The 24,371-nt window shown below is 70.7% G+C and carries 21 protein-coding genes; 11 read left to right on the forward strand and 10 right to left on the reverse strand.

From position 1 onward, the window contains the following. Window positions 1-2 precede the first annotated feature (2 nt). The 3 genes from flgL (at window position 3) to DEJ04_RS02530 (ending at window position 2,424) form a co-directional block, all read left to right on the forward strand. Complete coding sequence (gene flgL, locus DEJ04_RS02520) at window positions 3-884, forward strand: flagellar hook-associated protein FlgL (RefSeq protein ID WP_071403933.1); 882 nt, start codon at window positions 3-5, stop codon at window positions 882-884. Then, window positions 881-1,249, forward strand: coding sequence for a flagellar assembly protein FliW (fliW, locus tag DEJ04_RS02525; RefSeq protein WP_071403934.1), 369 nt, complete (start codon window positions 881-883; stop codon window positions 1,247-1,249). The genes flgL and fliW overlap by 4 nt, the downstream gene beginning before the upstream one ends. A gap of 254 nt (window positions 1,250-1,503) precedes the next feature. Then, a complete protein-coding gene (locus DEJ04_RS02530; protein WP_111046143.1) occupies window positions 1,504-2,424 on the forward strand; it encodes a hypothetical protein in 921 nt (306 codons plus the stop codon). A 17-nt stretch (window positions 2,425-2,441) separates the two neighbouring features. Here DEJ04_RS02530 and DEJ04_RS02535 read toward each other — a convergent pair whose 3' ends face one another. After that, a complete protein-coding gene (locus DEJ04_RS02535; protein ID WP_111046144.1) occupies window positions 2,442-3,089 on the reverse strand; it encodes a hypothetical protein in 648 nt (215 codons plus the stop codon). A 38-nt stretch (window positions 3,090-3,127) separates the two neighbouring features. Between DEJ04_RS02535 and DEJ04_RS02540 the strand changes: the two genes are divergently transcribed. Continuing rightward, the gene (locus tag DEJ04_RS02540; RefSeq protein WP_181437709.1) at window positions 3,128-4,000 is read left to right on the forward strand and encodes a hypothetical protein; all 873 of its coding nucleotides are present in this window, start codon (window positions 3,128-3,130) and stop codon (window positions 3,998-4,000) included. Window positions 4,001-4,100: 100 nt separating this feature from the next. Here the strand turns inward: DEJ04_RS02540 and DEJ04_RS02545 are convergent, their stop codons facing one another. Together DEJ04_RS02545 and DEJ04_RS02550 are read right to left on the reverse strand one after the other, a co-directional pair. Continuing rightward, complete coding sequence (locus DEJ04_RS02545) at window positions 4,101-5,069, reverse strand: beta-ketoacyl-ACP synthase III (RefSeq protein ID WP_071403937.1); 969 nt, start codon at window positions 5,067-5,069, stop codon at window positions 4,101-4,103. Between the two features lie 67 nt (window positions 5,070-5,136). After that, the gene (locus DEJ04_RS02550; RefSeq protein ID WP_110863841.1) at window positions 5,137-5,544 is read right to left on the reverse strand and encodes a ChaB family protein; all 408 of its coding nucleotides are present in this window, start codon (window positions 5,542-5,544) and stop codon (window positions 5,137-5,139) included. Between the two features lie 133 nt (window positions 5,545-5,677). On the opposite strand from DEJ04_RS02550, the gene DEJ04_RS02555 reads away from it, so the two are divergent. Then, on the forward strand, window positions 5,678-6,649 hold the full coding sequence (locus DEJ04_RS02555; RefSeq protein WP_111046145.1) for an aldo/keto reductase: 972 nt from the start codon (window positions 5,678-5,680) through the stop codon (window positions 6,647-6,649). A gap of 163 nt (window positions 6,650-6,812) precedes the next feature. Here DEJ04_RS02555 and DEJ04_RS02560 read toward each other — a convergent pair whose 3' ends face one another. Beyond that, entirely contained in the window at window positions 6,813-8,087 is a 1,275-nt protein-coding gene (locus tag DEJ04_RS02560; protein WP_111030006.1) for an ammonium transporter, read from the reverse strand. Window positions 8,088-8,297: 210 nt separating this feature from the next. Next, the gene (gene zapE / locus DEJ04_RS02565; RefSeq protein ID WP_111046146.1) at window positions 8,298-9,320 is read right to left on the reverse strand and encodes a cell division protein ZapE; all 1,023 of its coding nucleotides are present in this window, start codon (window positions 9,318-9,320) and stop codon (window positions 8,298-8,300) included. Window positions 9,321-9,475: 155 nt separating this feature from the next. Between zapE and DEJ04_RS02570 the strand changes: the two genes are divergently transcribed. Next, window positions 9,476-10,387: a sulfurtransferase gene (locus DEJ04_RS02570; RefSeq protein WP_111046147.1), complete on the forward strand. Its 912-nt coding sequence runs from the start codon at window positions 9,476-9,478 to the stop codon at window positions 10,385-10,387. Next, window positions 10,384-10,842 (forward strand): SufE family protein, encoded by a 459-nt coding sequence (locus DEJ04_RS02575; protein WP_027465483.1) that lies wholly within the window; start codon window positions 10,384-10,386, stop codon window positions 10,840-10,842. The genes DEJ04_RS02570 and DEJ04_RS02575 overlap by 4 nt, the downstream gene beginning before the upstream one ends. A gap of 73 nt (window positions 10,843-10,915) precedes the next feature. On the opposite strand, the gene DEJ04_RS02580 is transcribed toward DEJ04_RS02575, so the two are convergent. Further along, complete coding sequence (locus DEJ04_RS02580; protein WP_146247938.1) at window positions 10,916-12,139, reverse strand: alpha/beta fold hydrolase; 1,224 nt, start codon at window positions 12,137-12,139, stop codon at window positions 10,916-10,918. Window positions 12,140-12,162: 23 nt separating this feature from the next. Here DEJ04_RS02580 and DEJ04_RS02585 point away from each other — a divergent pair, with 23 nt between their 5' ends. From DEJ04_RS02585 to DEJ04_RS02600, 4 genes are all read left to right on the forward strand, one after another. Further along, window positions 12,163-12,744 carry a DUF3000 domain-containing protein gene (locus tag DEJ04_RS02585; protein WP_017886108.1) on the forward strand — a complete coding sequence of 194 codons (582 nt, stop codon included), beginning with the start codon at window positions 12,163-12,165 and terminating at the stop codon, window positions 12,742-12,744. Beyond that, window positions 12,741-14,051: an HRDC domain-containing protein gene (locus tag DEJ04_RS02590; protein WP_375334721.1), complete on the forward strand. Its 1,311-nt coding sequence runs from the start codon at window positions 12,741-12,743 to the stop codon at window positions 14,049-14,051. Before DEJ04_RS02585 ends, DEJ04_RS02590 begins: the two co-directional genes overlap by 4 nt. A 128-nt stretch (window positions 14,052-14,179) precedes the next feature. Continuing rightward, complete coding sequence (locus DEJ04_RS02595; RefSeq protein WP_110863846.1) at window positions 14,180-15,397, forward strand: thiolase family protein; 1,218 nt, start codon at window positions 14,180-14,182, stop codon at window positions 15,395-15,397. A 2-nt stretch (window positions 15,398-15,399) separates the two neighbouring features. Further along, entirely contained in the window at window positions 15,400-17,538 is a 2,139-nt protein-coding gene (locus tag DEJ04_RS02600; protein ID WP_111046148.1) for a 3-hydroxyacyl-CoA dehydrogenase NAD-binding domain-containing protein, read from the forward strand. Between the two features lie 151 nt (window positions 17,539-17,689). Here the strand turns inward: DEJ04_RS02600 and DEJ04_RS02605 are convergent, their stop codons facing one another. From DEJ04_RS02605 to DEJ04_RS02620, 4 genes are all read right to left on the reverse strand, one after another. After that, window positions 17,690-18,277, reverse strand: coding sequence for a hypothetical protein (locus tag DEJ04_RS02605; protein WP_146248625.1), 588 nt, complete (start codon window positions 18,275-18,277; stop codon window positions 17,690-17,692). A 312-nt stretch (window positions 18,278-18,589) separates the two neighbouring features. Next, on the reverse strand, window positions 18,590-20,527 hold the full coding sequence (gene dxs, locus DEJ04_RS02610; protein ID WP_110863849.1) for a 1-deoxy-D-xylulose-5-phosphate synthase: 1,938 nt from the start codon (window positions 20,525-20,527) through the stop codon (window positions 18,590-18,592). 109 nt (window positions 20,528-20,636) lie between these two features. Further along, window positions 20,637-23,453, reverse strand: a complete 2,817-nt coding sequence (gene acnA / locus DEJ04_RS02615) for an aconitate hydratase AcnA (RefSeq protein ID WP_027465472.1) — start codon at window positions 23,451-23,453, stop codon at window positions 20,637-20,639. Between the two features lie 128 nt (window positions 23,454-23,581). Further along, a complete protein-coding gene (locus DEJ04_RS02620; RefSeq protein ID WP_111046150.1) occupies window positions 23,582-24,361 on the reverse strand; it encodes a DUF3159 domain-containing protein in 780 nt (259 codons plus the stop codon). Window positions 24,362-24,371: the final 10 nt, after the last annotated feature.

Consider the following 24,371-nt stretch of genomic DNA (forward strand, 5'->3'; position numbering starts at 1 on the left):
TCGTGATCACCCGTGTGACCACCCAGATGTCGATGGCGGCCGCGTCGGCCCGGCTGCAGGCCGGTGCCGCGCGGGTCGCCGAGCTCACCGACCAGGCCACGACGCTGCGTGCGATCCAGAAGCCCTCGGACGACCCGGTCGGCACCGCGTCGTCGATGCAGGTGCGCAAGGAGCAGGCCGCTGCAGCGCAGTACTCGCGGAACGCGAACGACGCCGCGGCCTGGCTCGCGACGACCGACAGTGCCCTGTCCAGCGTCTACTCGGTGCTCAACAGCGTCCGCGACCTCACCGTGCAGGCCGCGAACTCCGGCACCATGAGCGACACGAACCGCGACGCCTTCGTCACGCAGTTCAAGTCGCTCAAGGCGGACCTCGAGGCGCGGGCCAACACCACCTACGGCACCCGCTCGGTGTTCGCGGGATCGTCGACGGCCGCTGCTGCCTACGACCCCGCCACGGGCTGGGCGGCCGCCGGCACCGACGTGTCCCGGCGGATCGGTGACGGCACGACCGTGCGCGTCGACACCGCCGGCACCGCGGTCTTCGGGTCCGGCGACGACTCGGTGTTCGCGGTGATCGACTCCATCGTCAACGACCTGCAGAACGGGGTGAACGTGAACGCTCGGATCAACGACGTGGACGGCGCACTCGGGACCGTCCGCGGCGCCCAGGCCGACGTCGGGATCCGGCACGCCGCCGCGCTCACGGCGCAGGACTCGCTGAAGTCGGCGACCGTCTCGCTCGAGAGCCGCCGCGCCGACATCGAGGACGTCGACCTCGCCAAGGCCGTCCTCGACCTGCAGGTGCAGCAGACCAACTACCAGGCAGCCCTCGCCGTCACCGCGAAGGTCCTGCAGCCGACCCTGATGGACTACCTCCGATGAGCATCTCCCTGACCTTCGCCGTCCCGCCGTTCGGGCTCGCTCCCGCCGCGGCCTTCGAGCTCTCGCCGGTCGAGGGCGCCGAGGGGCTGTTCACGCTCGTCGGCGACGACGCGCGGCTGTTCCTGCTCGACGCCGCGGTGCACCTGCCGTCGTACGCGCCGGAGCTCACCGACGAGCAGGCCGCCGGGCTCGGGCTGACCGACCCCGCCGACGCGATGCTGCTGGTGGTCGCGAACCCCGGGGCGTCCGGCACCACGGTCAACCTGCTCGCGCCGATCGTCGTGAACGCCCGGACGGCCGTGGGCGCGCAGGTCATCCTCGAGGAGCAGGACCTGCCGCTGCGGGCGGAGCTCGCGCGGGTGTAGCGCGGGGCGCGGCTGCTTCGCACCCGTTCTGCGACATTCCACCAGTCGTTCTCGGCGTGGATCGTCGGAAGATGTGTACGCAGAGGTTGCGTGTGCATGTGACGACAAGGCACGAGTCGTTCGACGCGTGGATCGTCGCAAGATGCACGCGCATTGCAGCTGGTCAGTCCTGCACAGATCGTCGTCGCCGCCCGTCTCTCCACAGATCGGACTACGGCGGGAGCTGGACCACGATCTTCGGCGAGCCTGGTGGCATGTCCAGAGCGAACGACGTCGAACTGATCCGCACGACGGGGGCGACCTCCGCCGAACGCCGCGCACTCGAGCGCGATGTCCGCCGCGGACGGTACGAACGCCTCCGCCCCGGCGTCCTCGTCCGCTCGCACGCACTCGACGGGATGCACCCCGGTGAGCAGCACCACGTGCTCGTTCGTGCCGCGGCGCACCGACTCCGCGCGACCGATGTCGTCTCACACCAGTCTGCCTGCGCGGTCCTCGGGCTCCCGTTGATCGGGGCAGCACCACCCAAGGTGCACCTCGCCGATCCGACCACGACGCACACCCGTGTCACGGCGTGGTTCGTCCGGCACGGTGCACAGGGGCGAGCGCCCGCAGTCCTCGTCGATCAGCAGGCGACCCCCACGACGACGGCCGCGAGGACCGCCATCGACGTCGCTGCCACGCGCTCCTTGCTCGAAGCACTCCCCGTCGTCGATGCCGTGCTCTCCCGTCGGCTCGCCGACCGTGAGGCGCTGGACGCGGAACTCACATCGCTGGTCTTCGCCCGGACGAAGGCGCGGATTGCGGTGGGGATGGGTTCGGCGCTGTCGGGGTCACCGGCGGAGTCGGTGTGCCGCGTGCGCTTCCGGGAGCTCGGGGTGCCGGAGCCGGTGCAGCAGCACGTGTTCGCCCGGGCCGGATCGGCCACGGCGGTCGTGGACTTCTGGTTCCCGGACCAAGGCGTCGTGGTCGAGGTCGACGGCCGCGCGAAGTACGAGGACCCGGTGCTGCTCGACGGGCGCTCCACCGCGGACGCGCACTGGCGCGAGAAGCGGCGTGAGGACTTCATCCGGTCGTTCCCCGAGGTCCGGGCGGTCGTGCGGCTCTCGTGGGCCGACCTGATGCAGCCCGACCGGGTGCGGGCTGCCCTCCGGCGGGTGGGTGTCCCGTGCTGAGGCTGCGTGTTCGACGATCAGCGCGGACGACGCGGCGCATCCGGGTGGTACGTGCGCTGACGCTCGATCCGCGGCCGACCGGAGGACGCCCCGATGTCCAGTGCCCCACCGACCACGACCTCGCCGAGCCCCACGCGCACCCCACGGACCGGCCCGGTGCCCTTCACCACGCCGCCGCGGTGGTCCGGGTCGGGTTCGCGGTGGTCGCCGCCGTCCTCGAGCTCGACGTCGCGCACGGACACCGGCCCGAGCACCTGCGCGCCCACACCGATCCGCGCCGGCCCCTCGACGAGACACCCGGCCGTCAGGCGAGCCCGACCACCGATCACGACGTCGGCCCCGTCCGCGACGACGGTGACGGGGCCCGGGCCGAGTTCGGCGCCCTCCCCGATGTGCACCGTCGCCGCAGACGCCACGACGGTCACGGGTCCGGGGCCCAAGCGGGCACCGGTAGCCAGCGTGATCGCCCCACCGTGACAGGTCTCGAGCGTCGTGGACGGGTACAGCACCACGCCAGGCAGGACCGACACGCCCACCCCGATCAGGACGGACGCCGGATCGAGCACCCGGACCTCGGGCGCGAGGGCGATGACCTGTGCGACCGGCAGGAACCCGGCTGCACGACGGGCATCGTCGAGGGCTCGCTGCGCGGGGTCGGTGTCCATCCAGCGAGCCTCTCACGTGTGCGGCGTACGGTGATCGCATGGCCCGCGCCCCGAAGGACCAGTCGATCGTGCCCCTGCCGACCGCACCGGTCTCCCCCACCACGTCCGACCCCCGAACGCAGCAGGTCCAGCCCACGGGCTGGGCGAAGTGGCTCGATCGGGTCATCAGTGTGCAGCGTCCCGTCGTGGTCGCGCACGTCAACGCGATCCGTCGCCGCAAGCCCGACGCGACCCCCGCCGAGGTGATCCAGATCCTCGAGCGGCAGTACCTGGCAGCGGTGACGACCGGCGGTGCCGCGGTCGGTGCGAGCGCGGTGATCCCCGGCGTCGGGATGGCCGCTGCGCTCGGACTGAGCGGCGCCGAGACGGTCGGGTTCCTGGAGACCACCGCACTGTTCGCTCAGTCGGTGACCGAGGTGCACGGCATCGCGCTGGACGACCCGGAGCGCGCCCGCACGCTGGTGATGGCGATGATCCTCGGCGCACCGGGCACGCAGCTCATCAAGCAGCTCGCCGGACAGGCCGCCGGCGGTCAGGCCCGGACCGCGTTCTGGGGCGAGATGGTGACGTCCTCGCTGCCGAAGCAGGTCGTCAACGGCATCGGTGGACAGGTCCGCGACCAGTTCATCAAGCGCTTCGCCATCCGGCAGGGCGGTTCCGTCCTCGGCCGCGCGCTGCCGTTCGGCATCGGAGCGGCGGTCGGCGGTCTGGGGAACCACGCCCTCGGGCGCAAGGTGATCCAGGCGTCACGGACCGGATTCGGGATGCCGCCGGCGGAGTTCCCGATCGTGCTGACGGTCACACCGACTGCCGAGAAGACCCGGCGTGCCCTGCCGTGGAAGCGCGGCGCGGGCAAGGACCAGGACCTCTGGACCGAGCCGGGGCAGGACGACCCCCGCTCGAAGCGATGAACCCTTGCGCGAAGCGCTGAACCAGCGTCCGAAGCGCTGACGCAGAACGGCCCGGGCACGCTGCCCGGGCCGTCCCTGTGTCTTCGTCGAATTCCGTGTCCTAGAAGGACCGCACCGGCGTCGTCACGACCTGCCCGGCGTGGGCGAACCCGCCACCGAACCCGAACAGCAGGGCCGGCACCCCCTCCGGGAGGTCGCCGCGCTCCCAGGCCTTCGACAGGCCGAGCGGCACACTCGCGGCCGAGGTGTTCCCGGACTCGACGACGTCGCGGATGACGAACTTCGATTCCCCACCGAGCGCGGTGACGAGCGGCTCGATGATCCGCAGGTTCGCCTGGTGGAACGCGAACACCTCGATGTCGTCCATCGTGAGTCCGGCGGCCTCGACGACCTTGCGGGCGTGCCCCTCGGCCTCGGTGATGGCCCACCGGTAGATCGAGCGACCCTCCTGGTTGAAGCGCCCCGGCGACCCTTCGACACGCACGGCGTCGAGCAGGTGCGGCACGCTCCCCCACGACACCGGGCCGATCTCGGGCGTCTCGGCGACCCCGAGCACGGCGGCACCGGCCCCGTCACCGACGAGCACGCACGTCGACCGGTCGGTCCAGTCGGCGATGCCGGACAGCACCTCGGATCCGATGACGAGCGCGACGTCGGCGGAACCGGTGCGGATGGACTGGTCGGCGAGCCCGAGCGCGTACTCGAACCCGCTGCACGCGGTGTTGATGTCGATCGGCGCCGGGCCGTTCGTCATGCCCAGTGCGGCGGCGACGCGGCCTGCCGTGTACGGGGCGCGGTCCTGGTGGGTGGTGGAGGCGACGATGACGAGTCCGACGGCCGAGGGCGACACCCCGGCGTCGGCGAGGGCACGGCGTCCGGCCTCGATGGCCAACGACGTGACGGTGTCGTCTGGACCGGCGATCCGACGGGTCTGGATCCCGGTGCGGGTGCGGATCCACTCGTCGTTCGTGTCGACCATCGTCGAGAGCTCGTCGTTGGTCAGGACGCGTTCGGGCTGGTGGTGTCCGAACCCGAGGATCCGGCTGCCGCGGAGTGCTGGGATGTTCATCGTCGGCACGTTACCCCCTCACCCCACCGCCGCATGCCGAGCGGGGCATGCACGGCACGCGCGACGGTCACTTCCGCGCGGCAGCGGTCGCGCGGTCGTTCGCCTTGCCGATCGCCTCGACCAGCTCGTCCTTCGTCATCTTCGAGCGGCCGCTGACGTCGAGCCGCTTCGCGACGTCCATGAGGTGCGCCTTCGAGGCGTTCGCGTCGACACCGCCCTCGGTCTTCCCGGATGAGCCCGAGCCAGCACCACGCGAACCGGCGGCACCGGAGTCGGACGGCCCGGAGGACTCCTTCTCCTCCCAGTGGTCGCCGACCTTCTCGTACTCGTGCTTCACGGCGGCGAACGCCGTGCGGTGCGCCCGCTCACCCGGGCCGTACGTCTCGTTCGCCGAGTCCAGTGTCTTCTCGAAGATCTCCTGCGCGTGCTCCGGGGACCGCTGCAGGGTGCTGGGGATCTCGTCCTTGGCTGGCATGGCTGCTCCTCTCGAGTGGTCCTCCCTGACTACTCCGACCAGCACAACGAGCACCAAGCACCAACCAGCGCCAAGCGCCGACCGGTACTCCCAGGGCCTGGCGCCACCAGGGCGTCACGAGTAGACCCGTCTCATGGACTACACACACCTCGGTCGCACCGGTCTGTCCGTCTCCCGCGCCGTGCTCGGCACGATGAACTTCGGCCCGGAGACCAGCGAGGACGACTCGCACGCGATCATGGACCGGGCCCACGAGCTCGGCGTCAACTTCTTCGACACCGCCAACGGCTACGGCGGCTCGGTGGGCAAGGGTGCCACCGAGGAGATCATCGGACGGTGGTTCGCCAAGGGCGGCGGTCGCCGCGAGAAGACGGTCCTCGCCACGAAGGTCTACGGCGAGATGACCGACTGGCCGAACGGCGGCAAGCTCAGCGCCCTGAACATCCGGCAGTCGCTCGACGCGAGCCTGCAGCGGCTGCAGACCGACCACATCGACCTGTACCAGTTCCACCACGTCGACCGTGCGACGCCGTGGGACGAGATCTGGCAGGCGATCGACGTCGCCGTGCAGCAGGGCAAGGTCCTGTACGTCGGCTCGTCGAACTTCGCCGGGTGGCACATCGCCCAGGCCCAGGAGGCAGCGAAGCGCCGGAACACCTTCGGCCTGGTCAGCGAGCAGTCGATCTACAACCTCGTGGTCCGCGACGTCGAGCGCGAGGTCCTGCCCGCCGCCCGCGCGTACGGCCTCGGCGTGATCCCCTGGTCGCCGCTGCAGGGCGGCCTGCTCGGCGGCGTCATCGAGAAGACCGAGAACGGCTCCCGCCGGCTCTCCGGCCGCAGCGCCGAGTACGTCGAAGCGCACCGCGATCAGCTGCAGTCGTACGAGTCGTTCGCGAAGGAGCTCGGCCACACGCCCGGCGAGCTGGCCCTCGCCTGGCTGCTGCACCAGCCCGGCGTCACCGCGCCGATCACAGGCCCCCGCACGATGGAGCAGTGGGAGTCCGCGGTCCGCGCCGTCGACATCCGCCTCGACCAGCGTGCGCTGGACCGTCTCGACGAGATCTTCCCGGGGCACGAGACCTCGCCGGAGGACTACGCGTGGTGAGCTGAGCCCGGAAAGCAGGGCACAGCCGGGAGGCGCGGTGCGGGTCCGACCCGCACTGCGCCTCCCGGCCGTGGTCACGTCGAGAACGCGACCCACGGAACGACGACGGGCCCCGCGCTGCTGTGTGCGCGGGGCCCGTCGTCGTGCGGGTGGTGCCTGGTGACTAGCGGACGCTGACCGGGCTGTCGTCGGTCTGCTCGTAGAGGACGTAGCCCTCTTCGCCGTGGACCGCGGTGTCGATGCCGGCGACCTCGTCCTCGGTCTTGACGCGGAAGCCCATCGTCTTCTCGATGATCCAGCCGATGACGAAGGCCAGGACGAACGAGTACGCGCCGACGGCGCCCGCTGCGGCCGCCTGCTTGCCGAGCTGCTCGAACGAGCCCGAGTAGATCAGGCCGGTGTCGTTGGCGAAGAAGCCGAGGAACAGCGTGCCGAAGATGCCGCCGACCAGGTGGACGCCGACCACGTCGAGCGAGTCGTCGAAGCCCAGGCGGTACTTCCAGTCGATCGCGAAGCAGCAGACGATGCCGGCGAGGAAGCCGAGCAGGATGCCCCAGCCCGGGGTCAGCGCGGCACAGGCCGGGGTGATCGCGACGAGGCCGGTGACGGCACCCGATGCGGCACCGACAGAGGTGGCCTTGCCGTCCTTGAGCTTCTCGATGAGCAGCCAGCCGAGGATGGCGGCGGCCGGGGCGGCGAGGGTGTTCACCCAGGCGATCGCGGCGATGCCGTCAGCAGCACCCTCGGAGCCGGCGTTGAAGCCGAACCAGCCGAACCACAGGATGGCGGCACCGAGCAGGACGAAGGGCGGGTTGTGCGGCTTGTGGGCACCCTTGGCGAAGCCGACGCGCTTGCCGAGCACGATCGCCAGGGCGAGACCCGCTGCACCGGCGTTGATGTGCACCGCGGTGCCACCGGCGAAGTCGATGACGCCCCACGTGGCGGCCCAGCCCGAGGTCAGGTTGAAGACCCACGAGGCGACCGGGAAGTAGACGACCGTCACCCAGACGCCGGCGAAGACCATCCACGCGCCGAACTTGGCGCGGTCGGCGATGGCGCCGGAGATGAGGGCGACGGTGATGATCGCGAACGTCGCCTGGAAGCCGACGAAGGCCATCGACGGGTACGCCGCCTGGATGTTCGAGGACTGCGCTTCCTCGAAGGCCTGGCCGAGACCGATCTGGTTCCAGTCGATGCTGAAGAACCCGACCACGCCGGAGACCGCCGTGCCGTCGCCGTGGTTGGCGAAGGCGATCGCGTAGCCGTAGACCACCCAGAGCACGCTCACGAGCGCGATCGCACCGAACGACATCATCATCATGGAGATGACGGACTTGGCCTTCACCAAGCCGCCGTAGAAGAAGGCCAGGCCGGGTGTCATGAACAACACCAGCGCAGCCATCACCAACACGAACGTCGTGTTGCCCTGATCAAGCATCTGCTCACCTCTCGATTGCACGAGCGGCTCTTGGACCGCCTCGGGTGTCACAGAGTCTGGCGAGGCGAGGTTTCACGAGGGAGCACGAACTGTTTCGCGGATGTAACGCGACCGGGCCGTTTGTAAACGTCGTGTTTCCAGCGGCCCGATGTCCCCTGCGCGAGGGGCAGGAGACCGCCGTGGACAGATCGGTCTGACGGCGAGCGACGCTCAGGCGCGGGTGAGCGCCACCACGCGGGACGCCGCGCGCAGGTACTTCTTGCGGTACCCGCCCTCGAGCATCACGTCGGGGTACACCTGGTCGAGCGGGGTGCCCGACGCGACGATGCGCACCTGCGCGTCGTACAGCCGGTCCACCAGGGCGACCCAGCGCAGCGCGTCGGTCTGGTCGGTGAACGCCCGGACGTCGGTGAGCCCGACGGCGTCGAGGTCCTCGACCAGCGCGACGTACTTCGACGGGTGCACGGAACCCAGGTGCGCGACCACCGCACCGAAGTCGTCGAGCGTCACGGAGCCGGACGGCAGCGCGGCGGGCACGTCGGACACCACCTGCGCCGACTCGTCCACGGCGCGTCGGCGGTAGTCCAGGCCGTCGATGCGCATGGTGTCGAACCGGTCCGACATCGCCTGGATCTCGCGCAGGAAGTCCTGCGCGGCGAAGCGTCCCTCACCCAGGGCTCCCGGGGGCGTGTTCGACGTCGCGGCGAAGCGGGTGCCGGTCTCGGTCAGTTCCTTGATGAGCCGGGTCATCACCATCGTGTCGCCCGGGTCGTCGAGCTCGAACTCGTCGATGCACACCAGTGCGGTGCCGCGGAGCAGGTCGACGGTCCCCTGGAACCCCAGGGCGCCCACGAGCGCGGTGTACTCGATGAAGGTGCCGAAGGTCTTCCGGCCGGTGGCCGCGTGGTAGGCGGCTGCGAGCAGGTGGGTCTTGCCGACACCGAACCCGCCGTCCAGGTACACACCGGACTTCGCCGCGGGTTCCGCCGCCTGCTTCCGGCGCCCGAACAGCCCGCGCCGCGGGGCGTCCGTCGGACCGGCGGCCACGAACGCGGCGACGGCATCGCGGACCGAGGCCTGCGAGTCGTAGTCCGGGTCCGGCCGGTACGAGTCGAACGACGCGTCCGTGAACTGCGGCGGGGGCACGAGCGCTGCAGCCATCTGCTGCGGCGTCACCTGGGGATCACGGTCGACGAGGTGAGCGGGCAATCGGGGAACCCTTCCGGGAAGCATGTCGTGGGGTGTCACGTTGCGTCAGGAGCACGGTACGTCCGCGTACCGTTGCCCACAGGCACCGACGCCCGATCCTAGTCCGGCACCGGCAGCACGCACCCGGGCACCAAGCCCGCCCCGCACCACGCTCCCCCGCACCCCTGGAGGTACCCCCGATGACCGCACCGGTCGACCCGTCCGAGAAGTTCGCCGCCTACGCGCACCCGGAGCGCCTCGTCTCCACCGAGTGGCTGCAGGAGCAACTCGACGCCGGGGCCGGCGCGCCCGACCTGGTGGTCGTCGAGTCCGACGAGGACGTCCTGCTCTACGAGACGGGGCACATCCCGGGCGCCGTGAAGATCGACTGGCACACCGACCTCAACGACCCGGTGCAGCGCGACTACATCGACGGCGCCGCCTTCGCCGAGCTCCTCGGCGGCAAGGGCATCGGCCGCGACACCACCGTCGTGATCTACGGCGACAAGAACAACTGGTGGGCCGCGTACGCCCTCTGGGTGTTCACGCTGTTCGGTCACGAGGACGTCCGCCTGCTCGACGGCGGTCGCGGCAAGTGGATCGCCGAGGACCGCGCCCTGACCACCGACGAGACCCCGGTCACGCCCGTCGAGTACCCCGTCGTCGAGCGGCACGACCAGCCCGTCCGCGCCTTCAAGGACGACGTCCTCGCGCACCTCGGCAAGCCGCTCATCGACGTCCGCAGCGCCCCGGAGTACAGCGGGGAGCGCACGACCGCGCCCGACTACCCTGAAGAGGGCGCGCTACGCGGCGGCCACGTCCCCACCGCCGTGAACATCCCCTGGGCGACGGCCGCCGCCCCCGACGGCACCTTCAAGTCGCGCGACGAGCTCGACGCCGTCTACCGTGACGGCGCCGGCATCGGTGACGCCGACGAGGTGATCGCCTACTGCCGCATCGGTGAGCGCTCGAGCCACACCTGGTTCGTCCTGCAGCACCTGCTCGGCTACGACAACGTCCGCAACTACGACGGCTCGTGGACCGAGTGGGGCAGCGCCGTCCGCGTCCCCATCGTGCAGGGATCCGAGCCGGGTACTGTTCCGAACCGATGAACGCCAGCACCGACGCACCACTCCCCGCCACCCTCGCCGAGATCCGCGACGACTTCCTCGCCCTGGGCCAGAAGGACCGCCTGCAGCTCCTGCTCGAGTTCTCGAACGAGCTGCCCGCACTGCCGGAACGCCTGCAGGGGCACGAGGACGAGCTCGAACGCGTCGAGGAGTGCCAGTCCCCCGTCTTCATCACCGTGACCGTGGGCGAGGACGGCGACGCCCCGGACGTGGTCCGGATGCACGCCACCGCCCCGCGCGAGGCGCCGACCACCCGCGGCTTCGCCTCGATCCTGGCGCAGGGCCTGTCCGGCCTGACCGTCGAGCAGGTGCTCGCCGTCCCGACGGACTACCCGCTGACCATCGGCCTGTCCGAGGCGGTCAGCCCGCTGCGGATCCGCGGCATGGTGGGCATGCTCGGCCGCGTCCAGCGGCAGGTGCAGGCGGCGGTCGCGTAGACGCGACCCACTGACGGACGGGAGGCGCGGTGCCAGCTGGCACCGCGCCTCCTGTCCGTTCCTCCGGTTGCGTCTACCGCGCGCTGGCCGCCCCGCGCCGCTGGACCACCTCGGTCAGCCACGCGAGGATCCGGGCGTCGAACCAGTCGGCGTCGTGGTTCCAGAGCTTCGTGTGCCGGGCCGTGGTCTGGATCTCGAGCCGCACCAGGTCGGGCCGTGCGCGGGCCAGGTCGTGCGAGGCCGAGGACGGCACGAACCCGTCGTCGTCGCTGTGCAGCAGCAGGATCGGCACCGTGAGCTCATCGGAGCGCGTGACCATGTCGAGCTCGCGCAGGTCCACAGGAGCCTGGAGCCCGGCGAGCCGGTGCAGCACCGGCGTGCGGAGCAGCCGCTGCGCGACCTTGCGGACCGGACGCGGCAGACGCAGGAGCTGGCTCTGCGACTTCAGCACCGCGTGCCAGTCGACCACCGGGGACTCGAGGACCACCCCGTCGACCAGGCCGGCGAAGCGCGAGCGGAGCAGCGTCTGCAGCACGACGGCGCCGCCCATCGACCAGCCCATGAGCACGACGCTCTGGGCGTCCTGCGCGGTGAGCCAGCGGAGGACGGAGTCGACGTCCTCCCACTCGGTGCTGCCGAGGCCGTAGCGGCCGTCGACGCTCGGCGGGGCGACACCGTCGTTCCGCCACGAGGCGAGCACCACCGAGTACCCGGCGGCGCGGAAGACGGGGACGGCGCGGATCGTCTCGGCACGCGTGACGCCACGGCCGTGCACGAGGACGGCCCAGGGCGCTGCCGGGTCGTCGGCGCGGACGACCCAGGCGGGGGCGGGGCCGTTCGGGGTGGGGATGTCGACGTCCTCGACGGGCACGTCGAGTTCGCCCGGGGTCAGGTAGAACCAGCCGCCCCAGCGTCCGCGACGTGCAGCTGTCGGATCGCCGGCGTCGATCGCGATGATGCGGCGCGTGACGGTGGTGTCGGTCGTGCCGAGGACCTCGCCGACGCGCATGTGGCCGGTGCCGCCGCCGAACCAGAGCGAGTAGCGGCCCTGCAGCTCGGTGTCGGCCGTGCGCTCGATCGTGACGGTCTTCCGGACCGGGTCGACGGCGTGGATCGGGACGCGTTCGTTGCGCTTGCGGTCGGGGGTGACGACGGCACGGGCGACGGCGGCGACGAAGCCACCGATGACGGCCGTCCCCACCGCGGCAGCTGCCAGACCGGCGCCGAGTGCGATGAACCCGGCCGATCGAGCGGTCTCCTGGACGACGTCCTCGGCGGGTCGCGCGGATCGGGACATGGCCCGGAGCCTAGTCTGCATGTGTGTCCGAAACCCGAGAGCCCGACGCCTTCGCGCGGCTCCGCGCGTTCGTGTCCGGCGGCAGCGGCCGTGCCGAGACCACCGTCACCGAGATCCCCTCGCCGACCCGGATCGCACCGTTCTCGATCGCCCTGGCGGCGGACGTGTCCGGCACCGCGCACGGCGTCGAGTCGGACCTGGGAACCGGCCGGTTCATCGCCCTGTACGACCCGGAAGAACCCGAGGGCTGGGGCGGCGCGTTCCGTGTCGTCTCGTTCGCCCAGGCGCCGCTCGAGCCGGAGATCGGCGTCGACGAGTTCGTCGCCGACGTGACCTGGAGCTGGCTCGTCGACGCGCTCGAGTCGCACGGTGCGACGTACGACCACGCCTCGGGCACGGCCACCAAGATCATCTCGCGCGGGTACGGTGACCTCGCCGCACAGGGCGACGGCGCCCAGCTGGAACTCCGCGCGTCGTGGACACCACGCGGCGACGACCTCACCGCACACGTCCGGGCCTGGCAGGACATCGTCGCCATGCTCGCCGGTCTGCCGCCCGCATCGGACGGCGTGACCCTGCTGGCCCCGAGGAGGCTCGCCAAGTGACCGACCCCGCTCCCCAGGACGCCGCTGGATCGACCGGCCCGGCTGCGCCCGCAGCCACGGCTGCCGGCTCGACTGCTCCCGCTGCCAGCCCCGCCTTCGAGGCATCGCACGACGCCGTCAAGGTCATCGACACCCGCGAGGACTACCTCGAGGCGGTCGCCGCCATCGCCGCCGGCCACGGCCCCGTCGCGGTCGACGCCGAGCGCGCCAGCGGCTACCGCTACTCGCAGCGCGCCTACCTGATCCAGGTCTTCCGCCGCGGTGCCGGTGCGTTCCTGTTCGACCCGATCCCGATCGGCGACTTCTCGGAGCTGCAGGCCGCCATCGTCGACGAGGAGTGGCTGTTCCACGCCGCCTCGCAGGACCTGCCGTGCCTGCAGGAGGTCGGCCTCGTCCCGACGCGCATCTTCGACACCGAGCTCGGCGCTCGCATCGCCGGGTTCCCCCGCGTCGGCCTCGGCGCCGTCGTCGAGCAGCTGCTCGGCATCACCCTGGCCAAGGCGCACTCGGCCGCCGACTGGTCGACCCGTCCCCTGCCGCAGTCGTGGCTCGTCTACGCGTCGCTCGACGTCGAACTGCTGCCCGACCTCCGCGACGCCCTTGCCGAGAAGCTCGACGAGGCGGGCAAGACCCGGATCGCGCAGGAGGAGTTCGACGCGGTCCTGCACCGTGCGCCGAAGCCCGCCCGTGCCGAGCCCTGGCGTCGGCTGTCCGGCATGCACGCGCTCCGTGGTGCGCGAGCACTGGCGATCGCGCGGTCGCTCTGGCTCGCCCGTGACGAGTACGCCCGCCAGGCGGACATCGCCCCCGGGCGCACGATCCCCGACTCGGCGATCGTCGCCGCCGCGGCCGCTGCACCCGAGTCCCGCGCCGAACTCGGCGCGCTGAAGACCTTCACGGGCCGCGCCAGCCGATCCGAGCTCGACCGCTGGTGGGCCGCCGTCGAGGAAGGCCGCACCACCGAGGACCTCCCCCGTCTCCGCGGTGCCGGCGAGGCGACGCTGCCCCCGCCCCGCGCCTGGGCGGACCGCAACCCGGCCGCCGACCGCCGGTACAAGGCCGCGCGCGCCGCGGTGACGAAGCGTGCCGAGGAGCTCGACATCCCGCTCGAGAACCTGCTCACGCCGGAGACGCTCCGGCTCGTGTCGTGGGCCCCGCCGTCGCCGCCGTCGACCGAACTGGTCGGCGCCGCCCTCGCCGAGCACGACGCCCGCCCGTGGCAGGTCGAGGAACTCGCGTCGATCATCGCCTCGGCCTTTGTGGCTGCTGCACAGCGGCCCGCGGCGACGGACGACGACGAGTCGTAGGAACTGCCCAACCGGCATGCGGCCGCCCAGGCTGGGGGCATAGCGTCGGGAGGGTCGCCGGGCGAGGCCCGGCCAGGCCGGAGCGACCTGCGTTCCGGCCCGATCGATGAGGATCTGGGAGGCCCGGATTGCCAAAGGCATCAGACGTCGTGTTCGTGGACGGCGTTCGCACACCGTTCGGACGAGCCGGCGAGAAGGGGGTGTTCTGGAAGACCCGGTCCGACGACCTCGCGGTGCACGCGATGCGCGGACTGCTCGACCGGAACACCTTCGACACCGCAGCGGTGGACGACGTCGCCGTCGCGGCCACCACGCAGCAGGGTGACCAGGGGCTGACGCTCGGGCGCACCGTCGGCATGCTCGCGGGTCTGCCGAAGTCGGTGCCCGGCTACGCGATCGACCGCATGTGCGCCGGTGCCATGACGAGCGTCACGACGCTCGCCGGCGCCATCGCCTTCGGCGCCGCCGACATCGCGATCGCCGGTGGTGTCGAGCACATGGGCCGGCACCCGATGGGCTTCAACGCCGACCCCAACCCGCGCTTCGTCGCGGAGCGGATGGTCTCGAGCGACGCCCTCGTCATGGGCGCCACCGCGGAGCGCCTGCACGACCGCTTCCCCGCGATCACGAAGGACCGCACGGACGCCTACGCCGTCCAGTCCCAGCAGCGCTACGCCGCCGCCTGGGCGAACGGGAAGCTCCAGCCCGACGTCATCCCGGTCGAGGTCAACAAGGGCGACGGCTGGGACGTCGTCAGCACCGACGAGCCGCCGCGGCCGGGGACCACCCTGGAGGCGCTGGCCGCGTTGAAGACGCCGTTCCGGCCCCACGGACGGGTCACCGCCGGCAACGCCGCCGGTCTCAACGACGGTGCCACCATGAGCCTGCTCGCGTCCGAGGACGGCGCGAAGCAGCACGGACTGTCGACGAAGATGCGCATGGTCTCGTTCGCCTTCGCCGGCGTCGAACCAGAGGTCATGGGCGTCGGCCCGGTCCCCGCGACCGACAAGGCCCTGTCGAAGGCCGGCCTGTCGATCGACGACATCGGCCTGTTCGAGATCAACGAGGCGTTCGCCGTCCAGGTGCTCGCGTTCCTCGACAACTACGGCATCGCCCAGGACTCCCCGAACGTGAACGCCTGGGGCGGCGCGATCGCCGTCGGCCACCCGCTCGCGTCGAGTGGTGTCCGGCTGATGAACCAGCTCGCCGCACAGTTCGCCGAGCGACCGGACGTCAAGTACGGCATCACCACGATGTGCATCGGGCTCGGCCAGGGCGGCACCGTCATCTGGGAGAACCCGAACCACAGCAAGTCAGCCGAGCGTTCGGCTCGGAAGGGGGCGTGACCATGACCATCGTCGACAACGACCGACTGGCCGAACTCAGCGAGGACGAGGTCGTCACGCACTCATTCGTCAAGCACGTCACGATGCCCTCGGGTGGCACGCTGGCGCTCATCACGCTCGACAACGGCAAGGACTACAAGCGGCCGAACACCCTCGGGCCCCGCACGCTCCGTGAGCTGTCCGGCGTGCTCGACACCCTGAAGACCGAGGCCGCCGCCGGCACGATCCAGGGCGTCGCCATCACCGGCAAGGAGTACTGCTTCGCGGCCGGGGCCGACCTGTCCCAGGCAGCCGCGGTCCCGTCGCGCGAGGCCGCCCACGACCTGGCCGCGCTCGGGCACGCCACGCTCCGCAAGTTCGCCGACCTCGGGGTGCCGTCGTTCGCGTTCGTGAACACCCTGGCGCTCGGCGGTGGGCTCGAGATCGCCCTGCACTGCACCTACCGGGCGTTCTCGTCCGCGGCGCAGGGCATCGGCCTGCCCGAGGTGTTCCTCGGCATCATCCCCGGCTGGGGCGGCGCGACGCTGCTCCCCCGCCTGATCGGTCCGGAGCGCGCGCTCCGCGTCATCGTCGAGAACCCGCTCAAGAACAACCGTCTGATGGACGGCCCGGCCGCGGTCGAGATCGGCATCGGCGACGTGCTCGTCCCGTCCGTCACGTTCCTGCCCTCGGCCGTGGCCTGGGCGGACGGCGTCATCACCGGCACGACCAAGGTGGTGCGGAAGAACGAACCGGGCATGCTCGAGAAGGCCGCCTGGGGCACCGTCGTCAAGGTCGCCCGCGGGCAGGTCGCCTCGAAGATCGGCACCGTGCCGAAGTCGCCGTTCCGGGCGCTCGACCTCGTGGCCGCCGCCAAGTCGGGCTCGCTCGACGAACGGTTCGCCGACGAGGACGAGGCCCTCGCCGAACTCATCTCGGGCGACCAGTTCGCCGCGTCGATGTACGCCTTCGACCTCGTGCAGAAGCGTGCGAAGAAGCCCGTCGGCGCTCCCGAGGGCGTCGAGCCGAAGAAGATCACGAAGGTCGGCGTCCTCGGCGCCGGGCTGATGGCGTCGCAGTTCGCGCTGCTGTTCGCCCGACGCCTGGGCGTCCCCGTCGTCATCACCGACGTCGACCAGTCCCGTGTGGACGCCGGCGTCGAGCGGATCCGCGGCGAGGTCGCGAAGCTGCTCGACAAGGGCCGGATCTCCCCCGACGACGCGAACCGCATCACCGCACTCGTCAGCGGGTCGGTGTCCTACGACGCCTTCGCCGACGCCGACTGGGTGATCGAGGCCGTCTTCGAGGAGATGACCGTCAAGCAGGAGGTCCTCCGGAAGATCGAGCAGGTCATCGCACCGGACGCCATCCTCGCCACGAACACGTCGTCGCTCTCCGTCGACGAGATGGCGTCGGTGCTCACCAACCCGGAGCGGCTCGTCGGCTTCCACTTCTTCAACCCGGTCGCGGTCATGCCGCTGCTCGAGGTGGTGCGTGCGGCGAAGACCTCGGACGAGGCCCTCGTCACCGCCCTCGCCGTCGCGAAGACCCTGAAGAAGACCGCGATCATCACCGCGGACCAGCCGGGCTTCGTCGTCAACCGGGTGCTCGCCCGGGTGCTCGGCGAGGCGATGCGCGGCGTCGAGGAAGGGACCTCGTTCGACACTGTCGCCCAGGGTGCCGCGCCCCTCGGCCTGCCGATGTCGCCGTTCGAGCTGCTCGAGCTCGTCGGGCTGCCGGTCGGCGCGCACGTGCTCGACTCGCACCACGCAGCCTGGGCGGAGCGCTTCTACCCCGGTGACGGGCTGAAGAAGATCGCCGAGCACGGGACGATCCTGACCCGCGACAAGAAGGGCAACGCGACCGGGTACGACCCCGCCGCCGTGAAGCTCGTCGCGCCGTCCAAGAAGGACTCGAAGCCCGTCGACGCCGCCGAGATGCAGCGCCGGTTCGAGGACGCCCTGGCCGACGAGCTGCACCGCATGCTCGAGGACCGGGTCGTCGAGCACGTCGAGGAGATCGACCTCGGGCTCATCCTCGGTGCGGGGTACCCGTTCCAGGCCGGTGGGATCAGCCCGTACCTCGACCGTTCCGGCGCGTCCGAGCGAGTCTTCGGCGGCACGTTCCACGAGCCCCGGATCGTCGGCCCCGCTTCCCGCTAGAGCCGACTCGGTCTCGAAGGCGGCACCGCCGCACAACCAAAGTCACCCCGAACCGCGGATCGCCGTGGTTCGGGGTGACTTTGATTGTGCGGCGCCGAGGCGTGCCACCGTTTCCGACAGCAGCCCGGGCGTCTGCTACCGTGCGCCGCCGTCAGCCACCGACGCAGTCGTTGCTGCCACTGAAGCACGGCGGCACCGACGGCCGGGGTGCCGGCGGCTCGGGCGGCTCGTTGTCGTACGACGTGAAGTAGTCGGCGCTGTGCGTCACGACGAGCACGTAGTCCGCCCCGCTCGCCCGCACGGCGTCGTCTCGTCCCTCGACACCGAGTCCCGGCGCGGACTGCACGACGGACGATCCGTCCGGTTGCCACAGTCCGAGTGACTGGTCCCAACCACGGACCCGGACGACGGCGAACCGGTCCTGGCCGACATCGCTGCCGAGTGCGATCGACTGCCGCCCACCGACATCGATCAAGGACGGTGTCGATCCGTCCGGCCGGATCGCCTGCGCCACGAGGTCCTCGTCGGTCAGGCCGCCTGCACGAAGCGCTGGGCCGACGATGCGCACCGCGTCGACCGGTGTGGTCGCACCGTCGATCGTGTAGACCGCTCCGGCGTCGATCCGGCACGTGGTTCCTGCAGCGGGCTGGAAGAAGCCGGAGTTGCTCGCGTGCCCGCAGGAGTCGGTCCAGGTGGCATCGACCCGGTGGACCGCTTCCCCGCCATCCCAGTCGATCACGCGGTGCATCGTCTGTCTGGCACCGACCCGGGCATCAGCACCGAGCTCCGGCGCGACCGAACCGTCGTTCATCGCCGAACACCCCGAAGTCAGCGCCAACACGGCGAGGCAGAGCCCCACCGTCACCGTCCTGAGCCCCCGTCGCATGTGGCGATCCTGCCAGACGTCCCCGTGGCACATGCCCCTCGCGGCATGGCAGCAGGGCGGCAAGGGGGCCTCCCACCGAACCAGGTTCCGGACACAGCACCGCGGAGGAACGTGGTGCCGTGTCCGGAACCTGGTTCCGAGCGGTCAGCCGTCGGCCGTCAGGCGTCAGCGGTCGGACGCCGCCGATTCGCGGGAGCGCGCGGGCTTCGCCTGCGGCAACTTCGTCCCGACGACCTGGTCGATGACGTCGCGGGCGATGGCCTGCGCCGTCAGGCCCGCGTCGGCGAGGATCTGCGACCGGGTCGCGTGGTCGATGAACGCGTCGGGCAGCCCGAGCTCGTTCACCCCGGTGTCGACTCCGGCAGCGCGCAGGTCCTGCCGCAGCCGGGTCCCGACGCCCCCGACCCGCACGCCGTCCTCGATGGTGATCACGAGCCGGTGCGTCCGCGAGAGCTCGATCAGCGAGGTCGGGATCGGCACCACCCAGCGCGGGTCCACGACGGTGACGCCGATGCCCTGCGCCTCGAGCAGCGCCGCGGCCTCGAGCGCCACCGGCACCATCGACCCGACGGCGACGAAGAGCACGTCCTCGACGTCGTCCGCGGCTGCGTGCAGGACGTCCACACCATCCGAGAGACGACGGACCGCGGGGATGTCCGGCCCCACCTGCCCCTTCGACCACCGCAGCACGGTGGGGGCGTCGTCGACGGCGATCGCCTCGCGGAACTCCTCGCGCAGGGTCGCAGCATCGCGGGGCGCGGCGATCCGGATCCCCGGCACGACCTGCAGCAGCGCGAGGTCCCACATGCCGTGGTGCGAGGGGCCGTCCGGGCCGGTGATCCCGGCACGGTCGAGCACGAACGTCACGCCGGCCTTGTGCAGGGCGACGTCCATCAGCACCTGGTCGAACGCGCGGTTCAGGAACGTCGCGTAGAGCGCCACCACGGGGTGGAGTCCCCCGTAGGCCAGGCCCGCGGCGGTCGTCACGGCGTGCTGCTCGGCGATGCCGACGTCGTAGACCCGGTCGGGGTGCTGCTCCTGGAACAGGTGGAGCCCGGTCGGTCGGAGCATCGCCGCCGTGATCGCGACGATCCGGGGATCCGAGGCGCCGGCTTCGGCCAAGGAGGACGCGAACACCGAGGTCCACGACGGGCCCGATGCGGCGTCGAGCGACTCCCCCGTCTCCGGGTCGATGTGTCCGACGGCGTGGAACTGGTCGGCCTGGTCGCGCAGGGCGGGCTCGAAGCCGTGGCCCTTCTCGGTGATCGCGTGCACGATCACGGGAGCGCCGTACTCCTTCGCCTGCCGGAGTGCTGCCTCCATCGCCTGCTGGTCGTGGCCGTTCACCGGGCCGATGTACTTGATGTCGAGGTTCGAGTACAGCGCCTCGTTGTTCGTCAGCCGCGAGAGGAAGCCGTGCAGGCCACCGCGCATGCCTCGGTACACCGCACGACCCGGAGCGCCGAACCGCGCCGCCACGGCCTGCGTGCCCTCGTACAGGGCCCGATACTCGCGGCGGGTGCGCACGGAGCTCAGGAACCGGGCCATGCCACCGATCGTCGGGGCGTACGAGCGGCCGTTGTCGTTGACGACGATGACCAGTCGACGGTCGTTGTCGTCGGAGATGTTGTTGAGCGCCTCCCACGTCATGCCGCCGGTGAGGGCGCCGTCCCCGACCACCGCGACGACGGTGCGGTCGGTCTGCCCGGTCTGCCCGAACGCGCGGGAGATGCCGTCGGCCCACGACAGCGACGACGACGCGTGCGAGGACTCGACGATGTCGTGCTCGGACTCGCTCCGCTGCGGGTAGCCGGCGATGCCGCCGCGTTCGCGCAGCTTCGAGAAGTCCTGGCGCCCGGTGACGAGCTTGTGCACGTACGACTGGTGCCCGGTGTCGAACACGAACGGGTCGTTCGGCGAGTCGAACACGCGGTGCATCGCGAGCGTCAGCTCCACGACGCCCAGGTTCGGCCCGAGGTGCCCACCGGTCTTCGCGACCTCGGCGACCAGGAAGCGCCGGATCTCGGCGGCGAGGTCGGTCATCTGCGCGTCGGAGAGACGCTTCAGGTCGCGCGGGGACGTGATGCTGGCGAGCAGGCTCACGGGCGCTCCTTTCGTGGGGCTGTCGGCCCACTCTATGCGCGTGGGGACAGAACGGACTGGAGGCGCGGTGCCAGCTGGCACCGCGCCTCCAGGCAGTATCCGGGTCGCGTCAGACGAGCGAACGGAGCACGTACTGCAGGATGCCGCCGTTGCGGTAGTAGTCGGCCTCGCCGGGGGTGTCGATGCGGACGACCGCGTCGAACTCGATCGGCTGCTTGCCGGCCGGCGAGTGCTCGCTCGGCGTCGCGGTGACGTGCACCGTCTTCGGGGTGCGGCCCTCGTTCAGCTCGGTCAGCCCGGAGATCGAGACGACCTCGGTTCCGTCGAGCCCGAGGGACTCGACCGTCTCGCCCGCCGGGAACTGCAGCGGGACGACGCCCATGCCGATGAGGTTGGAGCGGTGGATCCGCTCGAAGCTCTCGGTGATGACCGCACGGACACCGAGCAGGTTCGTGCCCTTGGCCGCCCAGTCACGGGACGAGCCGGAGCCGTACTCCTTGCCACCGAAGATGACGAGCGGGATGCCCTGCTCCTGGTAGTGCTGCGAGGCGTCGTAGATGAACGACTGCGCACCGTCCGGCGTCGTGAAGTCGCGGGTGTAGCCGCCCTCCACGCCGTCGAGCAGCTGGTTGCGCAGACGGATGTTCGCGAACGTGCCGCGGATCATGACCTCGTGGTTGCCGCGACGTGAGCCGTAGGAGTTGAAGTCCTTGCGGTCGACGCCGTGCTCGGCGAGGTACTGGCCGGCGGGGCTGTCGGCCTTGATCGAACCGGCCGGCGAGATGTGGTCGGTCGTGACCGAGTCGCCGAGCTTCGCGAGCACCCGGGCGCCGGAGATGTCCGACACCGCGTCGGGCTGCATCGTCATGCCCTCGAAGTACGGGGGCTTCCGGACGTAGGTCGACTCCTGGTCCCACTCGAAGGTGTCACCGGTCGGGGTCGGCAGGTTCTTCCAGCGGTCGTCGCCCTCGAACACGGAGCCGTACTCGTGGGTGAACATCTCGGTGTCGATCGACTCGTCGATGACCTGCTGCACCTCGGCCGCGTCGGGCCAGATGTCGGTCAGGTAGACGTCGTTGCCGTCCTGGTCGGTGCCGAGGGCGTCCTTGTCGAAGTCGAAGTGCATCGACCCGGCGAGGGCGTAGGCGATGACCAGCGGCGGGGACGCCAGGTAGTTCATCTTGACGTCGGGGTTGATCCGGCCCTCGAAGTTGCGGTTGCCCGAGAGCACCGCGGTGACGGCGAGGTCGTTGTCCTGCACGGCCTGCGAGATCTCCTCGGGCAGCGGGCCCGAGTTGCCGATGCAGGTGGTGCAGCCGTAGCCGACCGTGTAGAAGCCGAGCTGCTCGAGGTAGGTGGTGAGACCGGCCTTCTCGTAGTAGTCGGTGACGACCTTCGACCCGGGCGCGAGGGTGGTCTTCACCCAGGGCTTCGCGGTGAGGCCCTTCTTCGCGGCGTTCCGGGCGAGGATGCCGGCGGCCATCATGACCGACGGGTTCGACGTGTTCGTGCACGAGGTGATCGCGGCGATCGCGACGGCACCGTGGTCGATGGTGAACGGGTCGGCCCCGTCCATCGCGACCTTCGTCGGCGCCGAGGCGGTCGACGGTGCGCTCGACACGTGCACGTGCTCGTGCAGCGCAGTGTCCTCGTTGGTCGAACCGGCGGCGATCGGGTCGGAGGCCGGGAACGTCTCCTCGACCGCGTCGTCGAGATCGGTCTGCTCGGACGGCGTCGTGTAGTTGTTCAGGTCGAGCTCGAACTGGCTCTTCGCGTTCGTGAGCTCGATGCGGTCCTGTGGACGCTTCGGGCCGGAGATGGACGGCACGACCGTGGAGAGGTCGAGCTCCATGTACTCGGAGTAGTTCGGCTCGACCGAGGCGTCGTGCCACAGGCCCTGGGCCTTGGAGTACGCCTCGACCAGGGCGATCTGCGCCTCGTCGCGACCGGTCAGCCGCAGGTAGTCCAACGTGACGTCGTCGACCGGGAAGATCGCCGCCGTCGAACCGAACTCGGGCGACATGTTGCCGATGGTGGCGCGGTTGGCGAGCGGGACGGCGCCGACGCCCTCGCCGTAGAACTCGACGAACTTGCCGACGACGCCGTGCTTGCGGAGCTCCTGCGTGATGGTGAGCACCACGTCGGTCGCGGTCACGCCGGCCGGGATCTCACCGGAGAGCTTGAAGCCGACGACCTTCGGGATGAGCATCGACACGGGCTGGCCGAGCATCGCGGCCTCGGCCTCGATGCCGCCGACGCCCCAGCCGAGCACGCCGAGGCCGTTCACCATCGTGGTGTGCGAGTCGGTTCCGACCAGGGTGTCCGGGTACGCGTAGGTCTCGCCGTCGAAGTCACGCGTGTAGGTGACCTTCGCCAGGTACTCGATGTTCACCTGGTGGACGATGCCGGTGCCCGGCGGGACGACCTTGAAGTCCTCGAACGCGGTCTGGCCCCAGCGGAGGAACTGGTAGCGCTCACCGTTCCGCTCGTACTCCAGGTCCGTGTTGCGCTGCAGGGCGTCCGTGCTGCCGAACAGGTCGGCGATGACGGAGTGGTCGATGACCATCTCGGCCGGGGACAGCGGGTTGATCTTGTTCGGGTCGCCGCCGATGTCCGCCATGGCCTCGCGCATGGTGGCGAGGTCGACGATGCACGGCACACCCGTGAAGTCCTGCATGACGACGCGTGCCGGCGAGAACTGGATCTCGGTGTCGGGTTCCGCGTCGGGCCGCCAGGAGCCGAGCGCCCGGATCTGTCCCTCGGTGACGTTCTTGCCGTCCTCGGTGCGGAGGAGGTTCTCGAGCAGCACCTTCAGGCTGTAGGGCAACTTCTCGTGCCCGGGAACCGAGTCGATCCGGTGGATCGCGTAGTCGACACCCCCAACCGACAGTGTGTCCTTCGAGCCGAAGCTATTGACTGCAGCCACCGTGCCGCCTCCCTACTGATCGGTTTGCCCTCATCCTCGCGGGCCGTGGACCGTCCCACCAGCAAGGCAAACCTAATCCCGAGGACGCGTGCGCGCCCTGCGAGAACTATCTTGATGTCGAGAGAACTCTACACCGGGGTGACGTCGTCGCGTCGGACGAACACGGTGCGGACCAGCAGCCAGGTCACCCAGAGCACCGCCGCGTACAGCGGCACGCCGAGGATGAGCTTCAGCCCGGCGAGCAGTTCGACCTGCGCCGTCAGGTACAGCGGGACCTCCACCGCGAGCCGGACCGCGAACAGCCCGACCCAGATCCAGGTGGCGACCGTCAGCACGCGGCGCTTGACGGGGTCGGCGCGCCAGTCGACGTGCGAGCCGTCCTCGTTCGCGGGCAGCAGGAAGCCGACGACGAGTCCGATCAGCGGCCAGCGGATCGCCAGCGTGATCAGCAGCCCGACGAGCCAGACGGCGTTGATGACGATCCCGGGGATGAAGTTGCTCTCCGCGCGTCCGGTGATGAGCGCCAGGCCGGCTGAGACCGCGACGCCGAGGATGCCCGCGAACGACATCGTCACCGACTGCCGCTGCAGCAGCCGGAGCACCACGAAGACGAGCCCGACGGCCACCGGGATCACGACGCTCGGCACGAGCTCCTTCGTGATCGCGTAGACGACCAGGAACGCGAACCCGGGCAGCACCGACTCGGCGAGCCCGCGCACCCCGCCGACCGCGCCGAGCAGCGCCCGGCCGGACGGTGCCTCACCGGGTGCCACGCGGGCGATCCCGGCGTTCTGCACGGCGTCACGGAACTGCGCGGAGAACGACGGCGCCACCGAGGGCTCAGCAGCCGGCGCAACGGGGTCGGAGCCAGCCGTCTCGGGTCGTGGGGTGTCGTCGTGGTCCGGCACCGTGCCTCCA

Origin of the sequence: Curtobacterium sp. MCLR17_044, assembly GCF_003234435.1 — a bacterium.
Classification (GTDB): Bacteria; Actinomycetota; Actinomycetes; order Actinomycetales; family Microbacteriaceae; genus Curtobacterium; species Curtobacterium flaccumfaciens.

Coding starts and splice junctions, on each gene's coding strand:
- DEJ04_RS02560 (WP_111030006.1), bottom strand. CDS start 8,087: ATGCTTGATCAGGGCAACACGACGTTCGTGTTGGTGATGGCTGCGCTG.
- DEJ04_RS02555 (WP_111046145.1), top strand. CDS start 5,678: ATGGACTACACACACCTCGGTCGCACCGGTCTGTCCGTCTCCCGCGCC.
- DEJ04_RS02540 (WP_181437709.1), top strand. CDS start 3,128: ATGGCCCGCGCCCCGAAGGACCAGTCGATCGTGCCCCTGCCGACCGCA.
- zapE (WP_111046146.1), bottom strand. CDS start 9,320: ATGCTTCCCGGAAGGGTTCCCCGATTGCCCGCTCACCTCGTCGACCGT.
- DEJ04_RS02530 (WP_111046143.1), top strand. CDS start 1,504: ATGTCCAGAGCGAACGACGTCGAACTGATCCGCACGACGGGGGCGACC.
- DEJ04_RS02575 (WP_027465483.1), top strand. CDS start 10,384: ATGAACGCCAGCACCGACGCACCACTCCCCGCCACCCTCGCCGAGATC.
- DEJ04_RS02545 (WP_071403937.1), bottom strand. CDS start 5,069: ATGAACATCCCAGCACTCCGCGGCAGCCGGATCCTCGGGTTCGGACAC.
- DEJ04_RS02550 (WP_110863841.1), bottom strand. CDS start 5,544: ATGCCAGCCAAGGACGAGATCCCCAGCACCCTGCAGCGGTCCCCGGAG.
- DEJ04_RS02600 (WP_111046148.1), top strand. CDS start 15,400: ATGACCATCGTCGACAACGACCGACTGGCCGAACTCAGCGAGGACGAG.
- DEJ04_RS02580 (WP_146247938.1), bottom strand. CDS start 12,139: ATGTCCCGATCCGCGCGACCCGCCGAGGACGTCGTCCAGGAGACCGCT.
- fliW (WP_071403934.1), top strand. CDS start 881: ATGAGCATCTCCCTGACCTTCGCCGTCCCGCCGTTCGGGCTCGCTCCC.
- DEJ04_RS02535 (WP_111046144.1), bottom strand. CDS start 3,089: ATGGACACCGACCCCGCGCAGCGAGCCCTCGACGATGCCCGTCGTGCA.
- DEJ04_RS02570 (WP_111046147.1), top strand. CDS start 9,476: ATGACCGCACCGGTCGACCCGTCCGAGAAGTTCGCCGCCTACGCGCAC.